The organism is Dactylosporangium sp. NPDC005572, from assembly GCF_040605515.1.
GTDB lineage: Bacteria > Actinomycetota > Actinomycetes > Mycobacteriales > Micromonosporaceae > Dactylosporangium.
This window is the reverse complement of the sequence record NZ_JBEXCY010000019.1, coordinates 17,752-34,778: the sequence shown is the minus strand read 5'-3', so window position 1 is coordinate 34,778 and position 17,027 is coordinate 17,752. Positions and strand designations below refer to the sequence as shown.

Below are 17,027 nucleotides of genomic sequence, written 5' to 3'. Positions count from 1 at the left end.
GTACCGCATGCGTCTCCGCCTGCTCGCCGTGCTCGTCGTCGCCGTGCTGGCCGGCCTCACCGGACCCGCGCTGCCGGCGAGCGCGGCGGCCACCACCCCCGTCCGGTTCGTCGACATCCAGGGCGACGGCGTCACGCTCAAGGCCAACGTCGTCGCGCCGGCCGCCGCCGGCCGCTACCCCGCGATCGTGTTCCCGTCCAGCTGGGGGCTCAACGACCTGGAGTACCTCGCCCAGGCCACCGCGTTCGCCCAGCGCGGCTACGTCGTCGTCTCCTACACGCCGCGCGGCTGGTGGTCGTCCGGCGGCGAGATCGACACCGCCGGGCCGCGCGACCTCGCCGACCTGTCCCGCGTCATCGACTGGACGATCGCGAACACCGCCACCGACCCGGCCCGCATCGGGGCGGCCGGCGTCTCGTACGGCGCCGGGATCAGCCTGCTCGGCGCGGCCGCCGACCGCCGGATCCGGGTGGTCGCCATGATGAGCGGCTGGACCGACCTGGTGTACTCGCTCTACGGCGACAACACCCGCCACCAGCAGTCGGCCGGGCTGCTGGGCCTGGCCGCCGACCTGCTCGGCAACCCCGGCACCGACCTGTCGGGCAAGCTCGCCGACTTCAACGCCAACCGCAACGTCGACGAGGTGAAGGCCTGGGCGCGGGTGCGCTCGCCGGCCACGTACCTCGACGCGATCAACGCCAACCGTCCCGCGGTGCTCATCGCCAACGCGTGGGGCGACTCGTTCTTCCCGCCGAACCAGCTCGTCGACCTCTTCGGCCGGCTGACCACCCCGAAGCGCCTGGAACTGCGCCCCGGCGACCACGCGATCGCCGAGCTGACCGGCATCATCGGGCTGGACAACGCGGTGTGGACCAGCGTCCGCCGGTGGTTCGACCAGTACCTCGGCGGCGTCGACACCGGCATCGCCGGCGAGCCCGCCGTCCAGCTCACCCCGCTCAACGCCGCCGCCGAGGCGTACCCGTCCTGGCCGTCGGTGACCAGCCGGCGGTACGGGCTGGGCCAGATCCGCTGGTGGGACGGCACCGGCCTGCTCGGCGGCGCGCCCAGCACCGGCTGGAGCAAGACCCTCCCCGGCGACCTCGACACCGTCGCCGGCGGCGGGGTCGTGCTGCTCACCAACGGGGTCGGCGCGTTCACCGGGCAGCAGCCGCAGATCTGGCTGCCGGCCGTGGACCGGCTGCGGGCCGGCGTCTGGGCGGCCGAGCGGCCGTCGAGCGCGTTGCGGATCCGCGGGATCCCCTCGGTACACCTGAATCTCACGGGAACCGCGGCCCAGGGCACGCTGGTCGCGTACCTCTACGACCTCGACCTGCTCGGCAACGCCAAGCTCATCACCCACGCCCCCGTGACCTGGCTCGGCACGGCCGGCGGCAGCCGGTCGGTGGACGTGTCGCTCTCGGCCACGGCCTACGACCTGCCGGCCGGGCACTCGCTGACGCTCGTCGTCGACACGACGGATCCGCTGTACTACGACGCGAACGCGTCCGGCAGCACCGTCACCGTCGCCGGCGGGTCCTATGTGGACGTGCCGGTGCGGTGACGCCCAGGGCGGCGCGTCAGGGCCCCGGGCGCGCCGCCACCACCCCGGGGAAGTCGCCGGCTCGGCCGAGCAGGGCCGGCAGCGTGATGCCGAGCTCCCGCCCGACGATCGCGGCCGCGGTCACGATGCCGTCGTGGTCCAGGCCGGAGGCGACGCCCGAGCGGCGCAGGCCGTAGGCGAGGTCCTCGGTGGCGATGTTCCCGGTCGCCGCCGGGGCGAACGGGCAGCCGCCGATCCCGCCGGCGCTGCTGTCCAGGGCCGCGGCGCCGCGCTCGACGGCCCGCAGCGCGTTGGCGTAGCCGGTGTTGCGCGTGTTGTGGAAGTGGAACCGCAGCGGCAGGCCGGTCACCGCGCGGACCGCGTCGACGAGCCGGTCGACGTCGGCCGGGACGCCCACGCCGATCGTGTCGGCCAGGGCGATCTCGTCGGCGCCCGCGTCGGCGCACTGCCGGGCCAGCTCGGCGACCGCGCCCGGGCCGACCTCGCCCTCGAACGGGCAGCCGAAGCTCGCCCCGATCGTCGCGGTGACCCGCCGGCCGTCCGCGTGCGCGCCGGCGCTGATCGCGGCGAACGAGCGCACCGCCGCGCCGACCGACATGCCCTGGTTGCGCAGGCTGAACGTCTCGGTGGCCACGATCACGGCGTTGACCTCGTCGACCCCGGCGGCGAGCGCCCGCTCCAGCCCGCGGGCGTTGACGACCAGCCCGATGTAGCTGACCCCGGCGACGCGGGGCACCCCGTCCATGACCGCCTCGGCGTCGGCCATCTGCGGCACCCGCTTCGGGTGGACGAAGCTGGTCGCCTCGATCCGCCGCGCGCCGGCGGCCACGAGCGCCTCGATGTATGCAATCTTCGCCGCGGTGCTCACGAGGGCCTGCTCGTTCTGCAGGCCGTCGCGGGGGCCCACCTCAACGATCTCAACGGACATGGTGGTGTTCTAGCACCCTTGCCCCGGCGGCGCCTATGGGCTAGATGTATACAACATGACGGCGGCCAGCGAACGCGCGGTGGAGCAGCTGCGGGAGCGGATCCTCGGCGGGGAGTACGCGCCCGGGGAGCGGCTCGGCGAGGTGGACCTCGCCGAGAAGCTCGGCGTGAGCCGCACCCCGGTCCGCGAGGCACTGCGCCGGCTCTCGGCCGAGGGGCTGGTCGAGCTCACCACCAACAAGGGCGCCCGCGTGGTCGAGTACCCGCGGGAGGACCTCGACCACATCTTCGAGATCCGCGCGCGCCTCGAGGGGCTGGCCGCCCGGTCCGCCGCCACGACCGCCTCGGCCGCGGACATCGACCGGCTCGACGCCATCGCGACCGAGCTCAAGGAGCACTCCGAGGCCGGTCGCCTGGAGGAGGTGTACCGCCTCAACGCCGACTACCACGCGACGCTCAACGGGCTGGCCGGCAGCCCGGTGGTCGCCGCCACGGTCGCGCACCTGGTCCACGCCTCCGTCCTCATGCGCACCCTGCACGCGTTCGACGAGGCGGCGCACCGCCGCAGCGTCAACCACCACCTGGAGATCGTCGCCGCCCTGCGCGCCCGCGACGGCGACTGGGCCGAGGCCGTGATGCGCGCGCACCTGCTGTCGGCGCGGGCGTCGCTGCTCGGCCCCCGGAACATCGAGGAGAATGCATGACCCGCCCGCTGCCCCTGCGCGACGTCCGCGTCGTCGAGCTCGGCTCGCTGCTCGCCGGCCCGTTCTGCGGCCAGCTGCTCGGCGACTTCGGCGCCGAGATCATCAAGATCGAGGACCCGAAGCGCGGCGACCCGATGCGGCAGTGGGGCCGGGAGAAGCCGTACGGGCAGTCGCTGTGGTGGCCCGTCGTGGCCCGCAACAAGCGCTCCGTCACCTGCGACCTGCGCACCGCCGAGGGCCAGGACCTGGTCCGGCGGCTCGTCGCGCAGTCCGACGTGCTGCTCGAGAACTTCCGGCCGGGCACCCTGGAGCGCTGGGGCCTGGCCCCCGAGGAGCTGTGGAAGCGCAACCCGGGGCTGATCGTCACGCGGGTCACCGGCTTCGGCCAGACCGGCCCCTACGCGAAGCAGGCCGGGTTCGGCTCGATCGGCGAGGCGATGGGCGGCATCCGGTACGTCACCGGCTCGCCCGGCCAGCCGCCGTCGCGGGCCGGCATCTCGCTCGGCGACTCGCTCGCGGCCATGTACGCCACCATCGGCACGCTCGTCGCCCTGCACGAGCGCAAGCAGTCGGGCCGCGGCCAGGTCGTCGACGCGGCCATCTACGAGTCGGTGCTCGCCATGATGGAGTCGCTGCTGCCCGAGTGGCAGGTCGCCGGCTACCAGCGGGAGCGGACCGGGCCGGTGCTGCCGAACGTCTCGCCCAGCAACGTCTACCCGACCGCCGACGGCGACAGTGTGCTCATCGCGGCCAACCAGGACAGCGTGTTCGGGCGCCTCGCCGGCGTCATGGGGCAGCCCGGGCTGGCGGCCGACCCGCGGTACCACACCCACAGCAGCCGGGGCGAGCACATGGAGGAGCTCGACGCGGTCATCGCGGCCTGGACGGCCGGGCTGAAGGCCGACGACCTGCTCGCCGTGCTGCACGAGGCGGGCGTCCCGGCCGGGCGCATCTACAAGGCGAAGGACATGTTCGCCGACCCGCACTTCGCGGCCCGGCAGGCGATCGTGACGCTCACCGACCCCGCCGTCGGCGAGATCTCCATGCAGAACGTGTTCCCGAAGCTGTCCGCGTCGCCGGGCGAGGTGCGGTCCACCGGCCCGGCGCTCGGCGCCGACAACGACGACGTGTACCGGGGCCTGCTCGGGCTCGGCGACGACGAGCTGGGCCGGCTCACCGGCGCCGGCGTGATCTGAGGAGGGCGCATGAGCGGTTCCGGAGCGAAGCGGAGGGTGCATGAGCGAGCTCGACGATGACTACGCGGCCGCGGGCTTCGGCGGCCACCTCGAGTGGGGCGAGTCGCCCGCGGTGCTCGTCATCGACATGGTGCGGGCGTACTTCAAGCCCGGCGCCGACCTGTACATGGGCAGCCGCGACTGCCTCGACGCCACCGGGCGGGTCCTGGCGGCGGCCCGCCACGGCGGCGTGCCCGTCATCTACACCCGGGTCGAGTACGGCCCCGGCGGGGTCGACGGCGGCCTGTTCTTCCGCAAGGTCGGCGCGCTGCGCAGCTTCGTCGCCGGCGAGGGCGGCGACCTCGGCGAGATCATGCCGGAGATCGCGCCCCGGCCGGGCGACCTGGTCATCGCCAAGCAGTACGCGAGCGCCTTCTTCGGCACGTCCCTGAGCGCCACGCTCGCCGCCCTCCGCGTCGACACGGTGGTGCTGTGCGGCGTCAGCACGAGCGGCTGCGTGCGCGCGACCGCCGTCGACGCGATCTCCCACGGCTACGTGCCGATCGTGGTCCGCCAGGCCGTCGGCGACCGCGACCCGCGCCCGCACGAGGCCAACCTGTTCGACCTGGCCGCGAAGTACGCCGAGGTCTGGGACGAGGCCGCGGTCGTCGAGCGGCTGGCGCGGTGACCTCGACGCTGTTCGACAAGGTCTGGCGCGCCCACGTGGTGCGGTCGGCGCCCGGCGAGCCCGACCTGCTGTACTGCGACCTCCACCTGCTCCACGAGGTGTCCTCCCCGCAGGCGTTCGACGGCCTGCGGGCGGCCGGCCGCGGGGTCCGCCGCCCCGACCTGACCCTCGCCCTGGAGGACCACGCGGTCCCGACGACCGGCCCGCTCCTCGACGTCATCGAACAGGTCTCGGTCCTGCGCCGCAACTGCGCCGACTTCGGCATCCGCCTGCACTCCCTCGGCGACCCCGACCAGGGCATCGTCCACGTGGTCGCGCCGCAGCTGGGCCTGACCCGCCCCGGCACGACGATCGTGTGCGGCGACTCCCACACGTCGACCCACGGTGCCTTCGGCGCCCTCGCGTTCGGCATCGGCACCACCGAGGTCGAGCACGTCCTGGCGACACAGACGCTGTGGCAGTACCGCCCGCGCACGATGGCGGTCGAGATCACCGGCACGCCGCCCCCGGACGTCACGGCGAAGGACCTGATCCTGGCCGTCATCGCCGAGGTCGGCGTCGGCGGCGGGATCGGCCACGCGGTCGAGTACCGCGGCAGCGCCGTCACGGCCCTCTCCATGGAGGGCCGGATGACCCTGTGCAACATGTCGATCGAGTTCGGCGCCCGGGCCGGCATGATCGCCCCCGACGAGGTCACGTTCGCCTACCTGGCGGCCACCCCGTCCCCGCCCGCGGTGCCGGACACCTGGCGCTCGCTCCGAACCGACCCCGGCGCGACGTTCGACCGCACCGTGACGATCGACGGCTCCGCGGTGCGCCCGTACGTCACCTGGGGCACCACACCGGCGCAGGCCGTCCCGATCACCGCCACGGTCCCGCACCCCGACGCTTTCACCGACCCGCTGGCCCGCGCGGCGGCCGAGTCGGCCCTGCGCTACATGGGCCTGACCCCCGGCACCCCGATGCGCGACGTCCCCGTCGACACGGTCTTCGTGGGCTCGTGCACGAACGGCCGCATCGAGGACCTGCGAGCGGCCGCCGCGGTCCTGCGCGGCCGCCGCCTCGCGGACGGCGTCACGATGCTGATCGTCCCCGGCTCGATGCGCGTCCGCGAACAGGCCGAACGCGAGGGCCTGGCCGCGGTCTTCGAGGCGGCGGGCGCCGAGTGGCGCAACTCGGGCTGCTCGATGTGCGTCGGGTTGAACGCCGACCGCCTGCCCCCGGGCCGCCGCAGCGCCTCGACGTCGAACCGCAACTTCGAGGGCCGCCAGGGCCCGGGCGCCCGCACCCACCTGGTCTCCCCGCCGGTGGCGGCGGCCACGGCAGTGACCGGCCGCCTGACGTCCCCGTCCGACCTCCCCTGACCCCCTGCTTCCCACGACTAGCGCACCCGCGATGGCCGGACCGCCCACTCCACGCCCGGCAATCCCCGCGCCGCCCCATGATCGTGGGAACGATCTGGTCGTCATAGCAGCCAGAAGTTTCCCACGATCATGGAAGCCCACTCCGCGAAGCCCAGCGGAGGCGGCGCAACGGACACGGCGAGACGGCGACAAGCGGGGGCGGCCATCACCGCGACGACGGCTCGGTGGCGTTGCGGCATCGTCCGCACACGACGAAGTCTCGGCGTGTGCGGGCGGCCCCGATGCCCGCGGGCGGCGCCCAGTGAGGGCACGGCGCGGGGGGGCATGGCGGCTTGAGCTGTCCACGCCGCGGCTATGGCTCGGCGGGGCATGGCCGCGCGCAGCTGCCCCGCGCCGCGGGACCACGGCGAGGGGCATCGCGCAATGACCGCATGGCCGCGCGAACTACCCGCCCTGCGGCCGCCCCTCCCGCGCCGCGGGACCGCGGTGGGGGAGGGGCGCAATGACCGCGTAGCCGCGCGAACTACCCGCGCCCCGGCTACGGCTATGGCTCGGTGGAGGATGGCCGCGCGAACTACCCGCGCTGCGGCCGCCCCTCCCGCGCCGCGGGGCCGAGGTGTGGGCGTCGCGCGGTGGAGTGCAGCTGCGGCGGGCGGCCCTCAGCGGCCCGCCTCCAGGGCGCGGTTCAGGGCCTCCGTCTCCGGGCAGGGCAGGTCGGGGACGACGCCTACGCCCTCCCAGTTGGTGCCGGTCACGGTGTCGATCACGTACGCCTCCGGTAACTCCGCGCGCACCGTCGGGAGCAGGCGGATCGGGGTGATGTGGTCGGCCGCGCCCGGGGTTGTCTCGCCGTGCACCATGGCGCGGCCGCGGGACTGGAGGTGGTAGGCCAGTGCCTCGCCGGACGAGAAGGTGCGTGGGCTGACCAGGACGTCCAGCGGCTGGCGGAGCCAGCGGCCGGCGGGCGTCGTCCAGCGGTGCTCGCGGTCGCGGTACACCACCGTGGAAAGCTCGGTCACGCCGAGCAATCGGCCGCAGATCAGTGCGACGGTGCCCGGGTCGCCGCCGCCGTTGTCGCGCAGGTCCAGGACGATGCGGGAGGCGCCCTCGGCGAGCGCGAACGCGGCCTCGACATACGGCTCGGCCAGGTCGACCGGGTCGAGGTCGGTCAGCCGGATGACGCAGGCGCCGCCGGAGCGGCGCTCGACCATTGTCACGTGGGCGGCACGGGCGCGCACCACGGCCGGATCGAGCGGTGGCCAGCCGCGCGACTCGGTGTGGGGCGGGAGGGTGCCCGACGGTTCGTGGTGGAGGGCCAGGTGGCGGGAGTGGCGGCGGGCCTCGCCCTCGACGGCGGCCACGCCCTCCGCGGTCACCGGCGACGGGTCCGCGCCGAACCGCGCGGTGAGCGCGGCGACCAGGGCGGCCTGCCGCGCGCCGGTGGGCATGAGCCGGTCGAGCCAGGCGGTCAGCCGGGCCACGAGACCGGCGAGGGTGGGGCCTTCGTCCGTCATGGGTTTGACGGTACGGCGGGTGCGTACCACCGGCCGTGGTACGCCCGTGCGCGATGCTGCGCCCATGGCGAAACTGCGATGCTACAGTCCGGCATGCGCGACGCCTGGGTTCGCCGGATGACCAGGTGGGCGGCCCGGTGGCCGCTGGCCCTCGACGGCTTCCTCGCCGTGCTCGCCTGCGCGGCGACGGTGCTGCCGCTGACCGCCGACGAGCCGGACTGCGACTGCGTGGTGACCCCGTGGGCATTCGTGACGGCGGCCGGCATGACGCTGCCGCTCACCTTCCGCCGGCGGGCGCCGTTCCTGGTGAACCTGGCGATCGCCCCGTTCGCGCTGGCGTTCGGGTTCAACGGCTGGCCCAGCCCGCTGGTGCCGATCGGGCCGCTGGTCGCGCTCCACGCCGTCGCCGCCTACGCGCGGGTGTGGCAGTCGCTGGTCTGCCTGGCCACGTCGCTGCTGGCGGTGCCGCTGATGTTCGTGACCCGGCCGTATGACTCGGAGCCCTTCGAGGCGTTCAACCTCACGCTCGTCGTGTTCGTGGCCTGGCTGGCCGGCGTCCTGACCCGTTCGCAGCGGGCGGTCCTGCAGCAGTACCGAAGACGCGTGGTCGCCGAGCGCGCCCGAAGACGGGCCGAGGCGGCGCGGGCCGTTGCCGAGGAGCGCAACCTCATCGCCCGGGAGATGCACGACCTGCTCGGCCACTCGGTCGGCGTGATGGTGGTCCTCGCCGAGGGCGGGGCCGCGGCGACGGAGGGGGCGACGGCGGGCGGTACGCAGGCGTTCGACCTCATCGCCCGCACCGGGCGGGAGACCCTCGCCGACCTGCGGCGGCTGCTGGGCACGGTCCGGGCCGGCGACGACGAGGAGCTGCGGCCGCTGCCGACCACCGCCGACATCCCGAAGCTGGTCGACACCATGCGGCAGGCCGGCGTCGACGTCACGCTCGACATGCCGCAGCCGCGGGTGGTCGCGGGCGCCGCCGGGCTGGCGGCGTTCCGTATCGTGCAGGAGTCGCTGACCAACGCGCTGAAACACGCCCCCGGCCGGCCGGTCGCCGTCGACGTCCGGGACGGGGCGGAGGAGCTAACGATCGAGGTGCGCAACCCCGTCCCCGCGGGGGCCGGCCGGGCCGAGCTGGGGCACGGACTGCGGGGCATGCTGGAGCGGGCGGCGAGCGTCGGTGCCGCGCTGTCGTACGGGGCGGAGGGCGGGACGTGGACGGTACGGCTGAAGCTGGGGCGGTGAACCCCATCCGGGTCGTGCTCGCCGACGACGAGGAGCTGATCCGGGTCGGCATGGGCCTGCTCATCGGCTCCCAGCCGGACATGCGCGTGGTCGGCGAGGCCTCCGACGGCGACCAGGTGGCCGCCCTGGCCCGCGACACCGACGCCGACGTGGTGCTCATGGACATCAGGATGCCGCGCATGGACGGCATCACCGCGACCCGCGAGGTGACCCGCCACGCGCCGCGCGCCCGGGTCATCATCCTCACGACGTTCGACCTGGACGAGTACGTCTTCGACTCGCTGCGCGCCGGCGCGTCCGGCTTCCTGCTCAAGGACTCGCCGCGGGCCGACCTGCTGCGCGCGGTGCGGGTCGTCGCCGGCGGGGACTCGCTGCTGAGCCCGGCCGCGACCCGCCGGCTCGTCACCGAGTTCGTGCGGGCCGTCCCGGTGCCGTCCCGCCGGCCGGTCGACGAGAGCGTCACCGCCCGCGAGCGCGAGGTGCTCGCCGCCATCGCGGCCGGCCTGAGCAACGCCGAGGTCGCCGAGCGGCTCGGCGTGTCCGAGCACACGGTGAAGACCCACGTGGGCAGCATCCTGGCCAAGCTCAGCCTCAGGGACCGGGTCCAGGCCGTCATCTACGCCTATGAGACGGGTCTCGCGGGGCCGCAGTAGTCCCTGGGTCTGACTCCCGGAACCATGCCGTGCTCCGATGTGCCGGACCGCCGCAATTCCTAGCGTTGACGGCATGAACGAACGGGTTGAGATCAGGGCACTCGGCGGTTTCCGCATCCTCGCGGGCGGCGCCGACGTCACATGTCCGCCGACGCACGCCGAGCGCCTCCTGCGGCATCTTGTCCGCGGCGGCGGCACCGCCGACCTGCCGGTCGTGACCGGCGTCATGTGGCCGAGCACGCCCGCCCGCACGGCCCGCCGCCGGCTGCGCAATGTGCTGGCCAGGCTGCGCGAGCGGTATGGCGGGATCGTCCGCCGCCAGGGCGAACTGCTCGTGCTCGACGCGCCCGTCGACGCGTTCCGGCTCGCCACCGCGGCCGAGTCGGTGGCGGGCGGCGGCCTCGGCACGGGCGCCACCGAGCTGCGCGCCTGCGCCGGCCTGTGGCGCGGCGACCTGCTCGCCGGCGACGACACTCCGGGCCTGGAGGCGGCCCGGGAGCGCACCCGCCAGCAGTATCTGATGGTCCTGGACCGCCTCGCCGACCTGGCCGCCGCCGAGGGCCGGGTCCTCGACGAGGTGTACTGGCTGGAGCGCGCCTACCGCACCGCACCGCACGACGAGCGGCGCATCGTGCGCATCGTCGCCCGGCTGGCCGCGACGGGCCACGAGGGCCGCGCCCGCGAAGCGTTCGCCCTGGGCTGCGACGTGTCGACCGAGCTCGGCGTCCGCATCCCACCCGCCCTGTCGGCCGCCGCGGCCGTCCTCACGACCACGCACCGCCGCGTACCGGCCACCGCGGGGGCGGCCGCATGACCCGGCACTCCGCGCCGCCCCGCTCGGCGGTGTCCGCGACCGGCCGCGCGCCGCTGCCGTGCTCGCGACCGCTCACCGCCGCGTCCCGGCTGCTGTAGGGATGGGCTGCTGTAGGGGCGGGCTGCCGTGCCTCGGCACTCGGCGCCGGCCCGCCAGTGGGGTGGACTTGACCGTCTGCGCGCCGCGGCCGTCAGCGGCCGCTCGCCGCCGCGTCCTGGCCGCCGTAGGGCTGGCGTGCGGCTCGGCACTCCGCATGGGCCCGTTCGGTGGTGGCCGTCACCGGCTGCGCGCCGCGGCCGTCCGTGCGAACGGTTCGTCCGCGCGTGTCGGTCGCCCTGGGCCGGCCCGGCCGTCCGTGTGACCGGGCCCGCCAGACACCGCTCGTGGCCCCGGCGCATTCGCACCGGGGCCACGGACGCTGCCATCGCCGTCGTGCCAGGAACCCGCGTCCGGCGTTCGTGGTGGGTCGAGTTGACCGTGGACGTCGGTCGCGTGCGGCGCTCGCAACCGAGCGCGCGAGGGCTAGTGGCGGATCGGGGTCGTCCAGCTTGTCGTGGGCGTCGGGCGTGGTTTGGGTAGCCGGGGAGCCGGCGAATCGGTCAGCAAGGCGGCCAGCTCGTTGCTCCTCGGTTCGGGTCCGGCCTGGCGCAGCAGGCGTTCGGCCTCCTCGCGGAGCTTCGCGGCCGCCGGGGTGCGGTCGCGGCGGGACAGCATCGCGGCCTGGTGGAGCAGGGCCCTCGCCAGGCGGCTGCGTGGGGTCGTGCGGCGGGCGCGGTCGGCCGTCACCAGGGCCTCGATCGCCGCCAGTGCCGCGTCGCGGCGGCCCGTCCCCTCCAGGGCCACCGACAGCGCCAGCAGGTCCCAGTCCGGGCCGTCGTCCTGGGCGCGCCGGCGGGTGATCGGCTCCTGGAACGCGTTCGTGCGGACCGCCTCCGTGGACCACTCGCGCAGAACGCCGGCCGCCTCGGACAGCAGTGGTGCCGTCGCCGTCTCGGGAGTGGCCGGGGCGAAGGAGTCGACCAGGGTGCAGAGCGCTCGCGCCAGGCGCGGGCGGTACACCTGCGGATGAACGGTCGTCATGATCCGGAGCGCCTGCACCAGTTCGTAGCGGAGCGGGCGATCGTTGAGCAGTACCACCTGGGCCCACGTGACCATGCCGGGATCGACCAACATTGCCTCCTGTCGTCGTGAGCGACGAGCGTACGACGGCATAACCCCAGCTCAACAGGACTGTTCGCCCGAGTGATCGGGCCTCGTGCATACGTTATGCTGATCGCGGAATTACCCTGCGGCCGTGTTCACCTTGTCCGGCGTGGGGAAGACCTGTCGGTATGACGGCGACGGTCCGGACCCGCAGGATCTACGACGACCCGCAGGGCGGCGACGGCCGGCGGGTGCTCGTCGACCGTGTCTGGCCGCGCGGCCTGCGCAAGGATGCCGACCGGTTCGACGAGTGGCTGCGGGAGGTCGCGCCGTCGACCGAGCTGCGGCGGTGGTACGGGCACCGGCCGGAGCGCTTCGCCGAGTTCCGCAAGCGCTACGAGGGTGAGCTGTCCGCCCCCGAGCGGCAGGAGGCCCTGGGCCACCTGCGTGACCTGGCGCAGGCGCGCCCCGTCACGCTGCTCACGGCGACCCGCGACCTGGAGCACAGCCACGCCGCCGTGCTCGCCGGAGTGCTCGGCGAAGGCGAAGGCGGAGGCGGATAGGGCAGGACCGGCCGGATTCGAACCGGCGTCCCTCGCCTGAGCAGGGCGGTGCGACAACCTCTGCGCTACGGTCCTGCCGGCCGAGAGTCTAGGCCAGGACAGGGCCTAACGGCGGATCGCCCGCAGGAACTGGAGTTCGGGGCGCAGGGTCCAGGCGGCGGCGCGCGGGTTCGGGCCGCCGCTCATCGCGAACGGGTCGGCGCCCGCCCCGAGCAGGCCGCGGACCAGGCCGGGCGCGCCGAGCGCGACGGCGCTGTGCAGCGGCGTCTCGCCGGTCAGGTCGCGGACGTCGATGTCGAGGCCGGCGTCGAGCAGCCGGCGGACCAGCGCCGGCGACGAGCGCCGCCCCTCCTCGTCGGACAGCCACGGCAGCAGGTGCAGCAGCGTGCGGCCGCGCTCGTCGCGCACGTGCGGGTCGACGCCCTGCACGACCGCCGCCAGGACGGCCGGGCCGTCGCCGTGCCACACCCGGGCGAGCAGCTCGGCCCGCAGGGCCCGCATCCGGCGGGGCATCCGCACGGCCGGGTCGCGCCAGCCGTCGCGCGCCGCGACGCAGCCGGCGACGTGTCCGCCGAGCGCCTCCAGCACGCGCTCCCGCTCGACCTCGGCGGGCCGGTGCGGGACGGCGACGGTACCGCCGCGGAGCACCACCTCGTGGGTGGCCTCGTCGCAGTGCACCCGCACGGCCGCCGGCAGTGGCGGGGCCGGCCGCGGCCGGGGCGGCGGCCGGTCGGGGAACAGCGCCGCGTGGACGAGCGGGTGCAGGTCGTCCGGCGTCAGCTCACCGCTGCGCAGCGCGTCGAGCTCGGCCGGCCGGCGGGCCAGCCCGTGCGGTATCCGCGGGATCCGGTCGAGCACCACGCCGAACTCGGCGGCCTCGGCGGCCTCGCGCTCGGCGTCGGCGTGGCGGTACCGCGCGGTGGCGACGAGGCGGGCCCGGGGCCGCGGGGTGCCGAGCCGGTCGAGCACCAGGCACCGCCCGCGCAGGTCGACGCGGAACAGCCCGGCGTCCTCGGCGAGGTCGGTCCGCCACGGCAGGACCCGGGCCGGGTCGTTGTCCCACGGCGCGTTCGCCCGCACGTCGAGCAGGTGGCGCCGCACGCGCCCGGCCGCCTCGGCGAGCCACCAGTGCGCGGGCCGCAGCCAGCCCAGCGCCCGGCCGACCACGGCCGCGCGCCGATCGGAACGATCCGCCCGCTCGGCGGTGCCGGCCCCGGCGGGCGGGCCGGCCAGGACGGCGGCGGCCGGCTCGAACGCCGCCGGGTCGGTGCGGTCGCGGCCCCAGCGCGGGTCGAACAGCAGCACGTCGAGGTCGAAGCCGGCGGCGCCCCACGCGTCGGCGGGCCGGCCCTCGTCGTCGATCTGCGCGATGAACTCGACCCGGCCCTCGGGCCCGTCGCCCGCCACCGCGTCGTCGTCCAGCCGTGCGCCGCCCGTGGTGAAGAACGGCAGCCGGGTCACGCCGCCGCAGCGGGCGCGCAGCTGCGCGGTACACCTGGAATCCCAGAGCTCGCGAAGGAGGAGCAGGCTGTCGTCCGGCGTCCCGGCGCGGCCCGGGACGCCGAGGCGCACGAACCGCACGGCGATCCGCTGCGGCCGGTCGAACCAGGCGGGCGGATACGCGACGAGGGCATGGCCGTCGGGGAACAGGGCGAGCGGGTACCAGAACCCGCTGCGCAGCAGCCCGTCGGGACGGCGCGGCAGGTGCCACCGGAGCAGGTCGGGCGCGAGGTGCGTCAGGTCGTCCTCGACCCGCCGGAGGACCTCGGTGCCGTGGACCCGCCGGATCGCGCCCAGGTCGACGTCGAGGTCGACCCCGGCGACGGCGCAGGCCCCGCGCCAGTCCCCGGCGAGCCGCCGCGCGGTGGCGCCCTCGACCATCCAGTCCGGCACCGCCGACGGATGCGGGGCCCGGACCATGCGGCGAGTGTAATAGCGGGATGGCAGAGCAGTATTTGTCGGCGTTCGCCGGCGGCCGGTAGTTCTCAGTCGAGTCACAGCGGGACTGCCGCACCATGAGCGCATGCGTGCGGTGATGTTCCGGGAGTACGGTCCGCCGTCCGTGCTCACGGCGGTGGATGTGCCCGTTCCCGAGCCCCGGGCCGGGCAGGTGCTGGTGCGGGTGCACGCCACCACCGTCACCTCGGCCGAGTGCGGGATGCGGCGGGGGGAGCCGCGGTGGGGGCGGGTCGTTCTCGGGCTGCGGCGGCCCCGCAAGGGGATCCGGGTGCTCGGGCTCGAGTTCGCCGGGGAGGTCGCGGCCACCGGGGCCGGGGTGCGGCGGTTCTCGCTCGGGGACCGGGTGTTCGGGTTCACCGGGTTCGGGGTCGGGGCCAACGCCGAGTACAAGGCCATCGCCGAGCGGGCCTCGGTCGCGCCGTTGCCCGCGGGGCTCAGCTACGCCGAGGGGGCCGCCTCCGTCGACGGGTTCACCACCGCCTGGTACTTCCTGCACGACCTGGCGAAGGTCCGGCCGGGGCAGAAGGTGCTCGTGATCGGGGCGTCCGGGAGCATCGGCACCTACGCCGTGCAGCTGGCCCGGCACCTCGGGGCCGAGGTGCACGGGGTCTGCTCCGGGCGCAACGCGGCGCTCGTGACGTCGCTGGGGGCGACGCGCGTCCACGACTACACCGTCGAGGACTTCACCGGGAGCGGCGAGTCGTACGACGCCGTGTTCGACACCGTCGGGCGCAGCTCGTTCGCCGCCTGCCGGCCCGTGCTCGCCCGCAACGGCAGCTACCTGCCCACGACCGGGCTGGTGAACAACGTCCACGCGGTGCGCACGGCGGTGACCGGCGGGCCGCGGGTGCGCACCGGCATGTCGGTGCGCAAGCACGCGGCCCTCGCCAAGCTGTGCGAGCTCGTCGAGGCGGGCGAGCTGCGGATCGTCATCGACCGCCGGTATTCGCTCGCCGACCTCGCCGAGGCGCACCGCTACGTCGACACCGGGCGCAAGGTCGGCAACGTCGTGATCACCCTCACCGAACAGGCGGGCTGACCGGCGGTACCACTGAGGACACCTCGGCGGCGAAGAGCCGCGCGGGGTCGAATGCCATGCCCGTGAAGTGGCCGGCGACCTCCAGGCTCAGCACGCCGTGCACGCGCGTCCAGAACCGCAGCGCGTGCTCGTCGGCCTCCGTCGCGGCGGCACCGGCCGCCGTGAAGCCGTCGAGCAGCAGCCGCATGATCCGCGAGGCGAGCGCCGTCGACTCCGGCGGGGCCGCGTAGCCGGGCACCGGCGTGCCGTAGATGAGCAGGTACCGGTGCGGGGCGGCGAGGGCCCATCCGCGGATCGCGGCCGCCGTCGCGGTGAGCCGGCCCGCCGGCGTGTCCCCGGCCGCGTACGCCGCCTCGCACGTCTCGGCCAGGTCGCGGTACGCGTCCAGCACCAGGTCGGTGATCAGGTCGTCGCGGCTGGCGAAGTAGCGGTACAGCGCGGGACCGCTGATGCCCATCTGCTTGGCGATGGCGTTGAGCGACAGCGCCGTCGCGCCGGCCGTCGCCACCTGTTCCCAGGCGTGCGCCTTGATCTCGTCGCGGACCTGCTCCCGGTACCGCTCGCGTGGCCCCATGCCAGATCCTCCGCTTGACACTCGTCCTGTGAGGCCATAATACTTGCGTTAGATGTTCTAACAAACGTGAGGAGCAATAATCATGCGGACCGAGATCGTCCTGCCCGGCGTGGTGGAGCCCGAGGGCCTTCAGGTGCGCCGCACTCCGATGCCGGACCCGGGCGCGGGCCAGGTGCTCATCCGGACCGAGGCGACCGGCGTGTCGTTCGCCGAGCAGCAGATGCGCCGCGGCCGGTACTACGACCAGCCCCCGTTCCCGTTCGTCCCCGGCTACGACCTGGTCGGCGTCGTGGACGCGGCCGGCCCGGGCGCCGACCCGGCGCTGCTCGGGCAGCGGGTCGCGGTGCTGACCAAGGTCGGCGGCTGGGCCAGCCACGTCGTCGCCGACGCGGCCGACGTGGTCCCGGTCCCGGCCGGCCTCGACCCCGCCGCGGCCGAGACCGTGGTGGTCAACGGCATCACCGCGTGGCAGATGCTGTACCGCAAGGCCCGCGTGCGGGCCGGCCAGACCGTGCTGGTCCACGGGGCGAGCGGCGGGGTGGGCACGGTGCTGGTGCAGCTCGCCCTGCTGGCCGGCGCCCGGGTGATCGGCACGGCGGCGCCCCGCCACCACGACCACCTGCGCGCCCTGGGCGTCACCCCGGTCGACTACCGCGCCGACGTCCCGGCCGCGGTGCGCGCCCTCGCGCCGGGCGGCGTCGACGCGGTCTTCGACCACCTCGGCGTCCCCAGCGTCGACGCGTCGTGGCGCCTGCTCGCCCGCGGCGGCACCCTGGTCGCCTACGGCAGCGCGACGACCCGCGACGACGCGGGCAACAAGCAGCTCCCGGTGCTGCGGATCCTGTCCCGGGTGTGGCGCTGGAACGCGCTGCCGAACGGCCGGCGCGCGTACTTCTACAACATCTGGGCCGGCCGCGCCCTGGCCCGCGACCGCTTCCGGGCGCGGCTGCGCGCCGACCTGACCCAGGTGCTGCGGGCGATGGCCGACGGCCGGATCACCGCCCAGGTGGCGGCGCGGCTGCCGCTGACCGAGGCGGCGGAGGCGATGCGGCTGGCCGAGTCCCGCACTGTGGCCGGCAAGGTCGTCCTGGTGCCGTAGGCTGC

At 75.0% G+C, this 17,027-nt stretch carries 16 protein-coding genes and 1 tRNA gene; 11 read left to right on the top strand and 6 right to left on the bottom strand.

Annotated features, from left to right (window positions below):
* Nucleotides 1-7: 7 nt before the first annotated feature.
* Nucleotides 8-1,561 carry a CocE/NonD family hydrolase gene (locus ABZS66_RS12685; RefSeq protein WP_354757253.1) on the top strand — a complete coding sequence of 518 codons (1,554 nt, stop codon included), beginning with the start codon at nt 8-10 and terminating at the stop codon, nt 1,559-1,561.
* Between the two features lie 16 nt (nt 1,562-1,577).
* On the opposite strand, the gene ABZS66_RS12680 is transcribed toward ABZS66_RS12685, so the two are convergent.
* Nucleotides 1,578-2,489 (bottom strand): hydroxymethylglutaryl-CoA lyase, encoded by a 912-nt coding sequence (locus ABZS66_RS12680; RefSeq protein WP_354757252.1) that lies wholly within the window; start codon nt 2,487-2,489, stop codon nt 1,578-1,580.
* 55 nt (nt 2,490-2,544) lie between these two features.
* On the opposite strand from ABZS66_RS12680, the gene ABZS66_RS12675 reads away from it, so the two are divergent.
* From ABZS66_RS12675 to leuC, 4 genes are read left to right on the top strand one after another with little or no spacing between them, the layout of a single operon-like run.
* The gene (locus tag ABZS66_RS12675; RefSeq protein WP_354757251.1) at nt 2,545-3,192 is read left to right on the top strand and encodes a GntR family transcriptional regulator; all 648 of its coding nucleotides are present in this window, start codon (nt 2,545-2,547) and stop codon (nt 3,190-3,192) included.
* Nucleotides 3,189-4,388, top strand: a complete 1,200-nt coding sequence (locus ABZS66_RS12670; protein WP_354757250.1) for a CoA transferase — start codon at nt 3,189-3,191, stop codon at nt 4,386-4,388. The genes ABZS66_RS12675 and ABZS66_RS12670 overlap by 4 nt, the downstream gene beginning before the upstream one ends.
* Before the next feature lie 40 nt (nt 4,389-4,428).
* On the top strand, nt 4,429-5,055 hold the full coding sequence (locus tag ABZS66_RS12665; protein ID WP_354757249.1) for an isochorismatase family protein: 627 nt from the start codon (nt 4,429-4,431) through the stop codon (nt 5,053-5,055).
* Nucleotides 5,052-6,419: a 3-isopropylmalate dehydratase large subunit gene (gene leuC, locus ABZS66_RS12660; protein ID WP_354757248.1), complete on the top strand. Its 1,368-nt coding sequence runs from the start codon at nt 5,052-5,054 to the stop codon at nt 6,417-6,419. The genes ABZS66_RS12665 and leuC overlap by 4 nt, the downstream gene beginning before the upstream one ends.
* Before the next feature lie 659 nt (nt 6,420-7,078).
* Here leuC and ABZS66_RS12655 read toward each other — a convergent pair.
* A complete protein-coding gene (locus ABZS66_RS12655) occupies nt 7,079-7,933 on the bottom strand; it encodes a S41 family peptidase (RefSeq protein WP_354757247.1) in 855 nt (284 codons plus the stop codon).
* A 117-nt stretch (nt 7,934-8,050) separates the two neighbouring features.
* On the opposite strand from ABZS66_RS12655, the gene ABZS66_RS12650 reads away from it, so the two are divergent.
* The 3 genes from ABZS66_RS12650 (at nt 8,051) to ABZS66_RS12640 (ending at nt 10,645) form a co-directional block, all read left to right on the top strand.
* Nucleotides 8,051-9,178, top strand: a complete 1,128-nt coding sequence (locus tag ABZS66_RS12650; protein WP_354757246.1) for a histidine kinase — start codon at nt 8,051-8,053, stop codon at nt 9,176-9,178.
* A complete protein-coding gene (locus ABZS66_RS12645; RefSeq protein ID WP_354757245.1) occupies nt 9,175-9,831 on the top strand; it encodes a response regulator transcription factor in 657 nt (218 codons plus the stop codon). The genes ABZS66_RS12650 and ABZS66_RS12645 overlap by 4 nt, the downstream gene beginning before the upstream one ends.
* 73 nt (nt 9,832-9,904) lie before the next feature.
* Nucleotides 9,905-10,645 (top strand): BTAD domain-containing putative transcriptional regulator, encoded by a 741-nt coding sequence (locus ABZS66_RS12640; RefSeq protein ID WP_354757244.1) that lies wholly within the window; start codon nt 9,905-9,907, stop codon nt 10,643-10,645.
* A 522-nt stretch (nt 10,646-11,167) separates the two neighbouring features.
* On the opposite strand, the gene ABZS66_RS12635 is transcribed toward ABZS66_RS12640, so the two are convergent.
* Nucleotides 11,168-11,818 (bottom strand): hypothetical protein, encoded by a 651-nt coding sequence (locus ABZS66_RS12635; protein WP_354757243.1) that lies wholly within the window; start codon nt 11,816-11,818, stop codon nt 11,168-11,170.
* Between the two features lie 158 nt (nt 11,819-11,976).
* Between ABZS66_RS12635 and ABZS66_RS12630 the strand changes: the two genes are divergently transcribed.
* The gene (locus tag ABZS66_RS12630) at nt 11,977-12,351 is read left to right on the top strand and encodes a DUF488 family protein (protein ID WP_354757242.1); all 375 of its coding nucleotides are present in this window, start codon (nt 11,977-11,979) and stop codon (nt 12,349-12,351) included.
* Between the two features lie 2 nt (nt 12,352-12,353).
* On the opposite strand, the gene ABZS66_RS12625 is transcribed toward ABZS66_RS12630, so the two are convergent.
* Nucleotides 12,354-12,426 (bottom strand) — tRNA-Ser (locus tag ABZS66_RS12625).
* A 30-nt stretch (nt 12,427-12,456) separates the two neighbouring features.
* Nucleotides 12,457-14,271: an ankyrin repeat domain-containing protein gene (locus tag ABZS66_RS12620; protein WP_354757241.1), complete on the bottom strand. Its 1,815-nt coding sequence runs from the start codon at nt 14,269-14,271 to the stop codon at nt 12,457-12,459.
* A gap of 103 nt (nt 14,272-14,374) precedes the next feature.
* On the opposite strand from ABZS66_RS12620, the gene ABZS66_RS12615 reads away from it, so the two are divergent.
* Nucleotides 14,375-15,349 (top strand): NAD(P)-dependent alcohol dehydrogenase, encoded by a 975-nt coding sequence (locus tag ABZS66_RS12615; RefSeq protein ID WP_354757240.1) that lies wholly within the window; start codon nt 14,375-14,377, stop codon nt 15,347-15,349.
* Here the strand turns inward: ABZS66_RS12615 and ABZS66_RS12610 are convergent.
* Nucleotides 15,330-15,923: a TetR/AcrR family transcriptional regulator gene (locus tag ABZS66_RS12610; protein WP_354757239.1), complete on the bottom strand. Its 594-nt coding sequence runs from the start codon at nt 15,921-15,923 to the stop codon at nt 15,330-15,332. The genes ABZS66_RS12615 and ABZS66_RS12610 overlap by 20 nt on opposite strands.
* Nucleotides 15,924-16,005: 82 nt before the next feature.
* On the opposite strand from ABZS66_RS12610, the gene ABZS66_RS12605 reads away from it, so the two are divergent.
* Nucleotides 16,006-17,022, top strand: coding sequence for a medium chain dehydrogenase/reductase family protein (locus ABZS66_RS12605; protein WP_354757238.1), 1,017 nt, complete (start codon nt 16,006-16,008; stop codon nt 17,020-17,022).
* Nucleotides 17,023-17,027 lie beyond the last annotated feature (5 nt).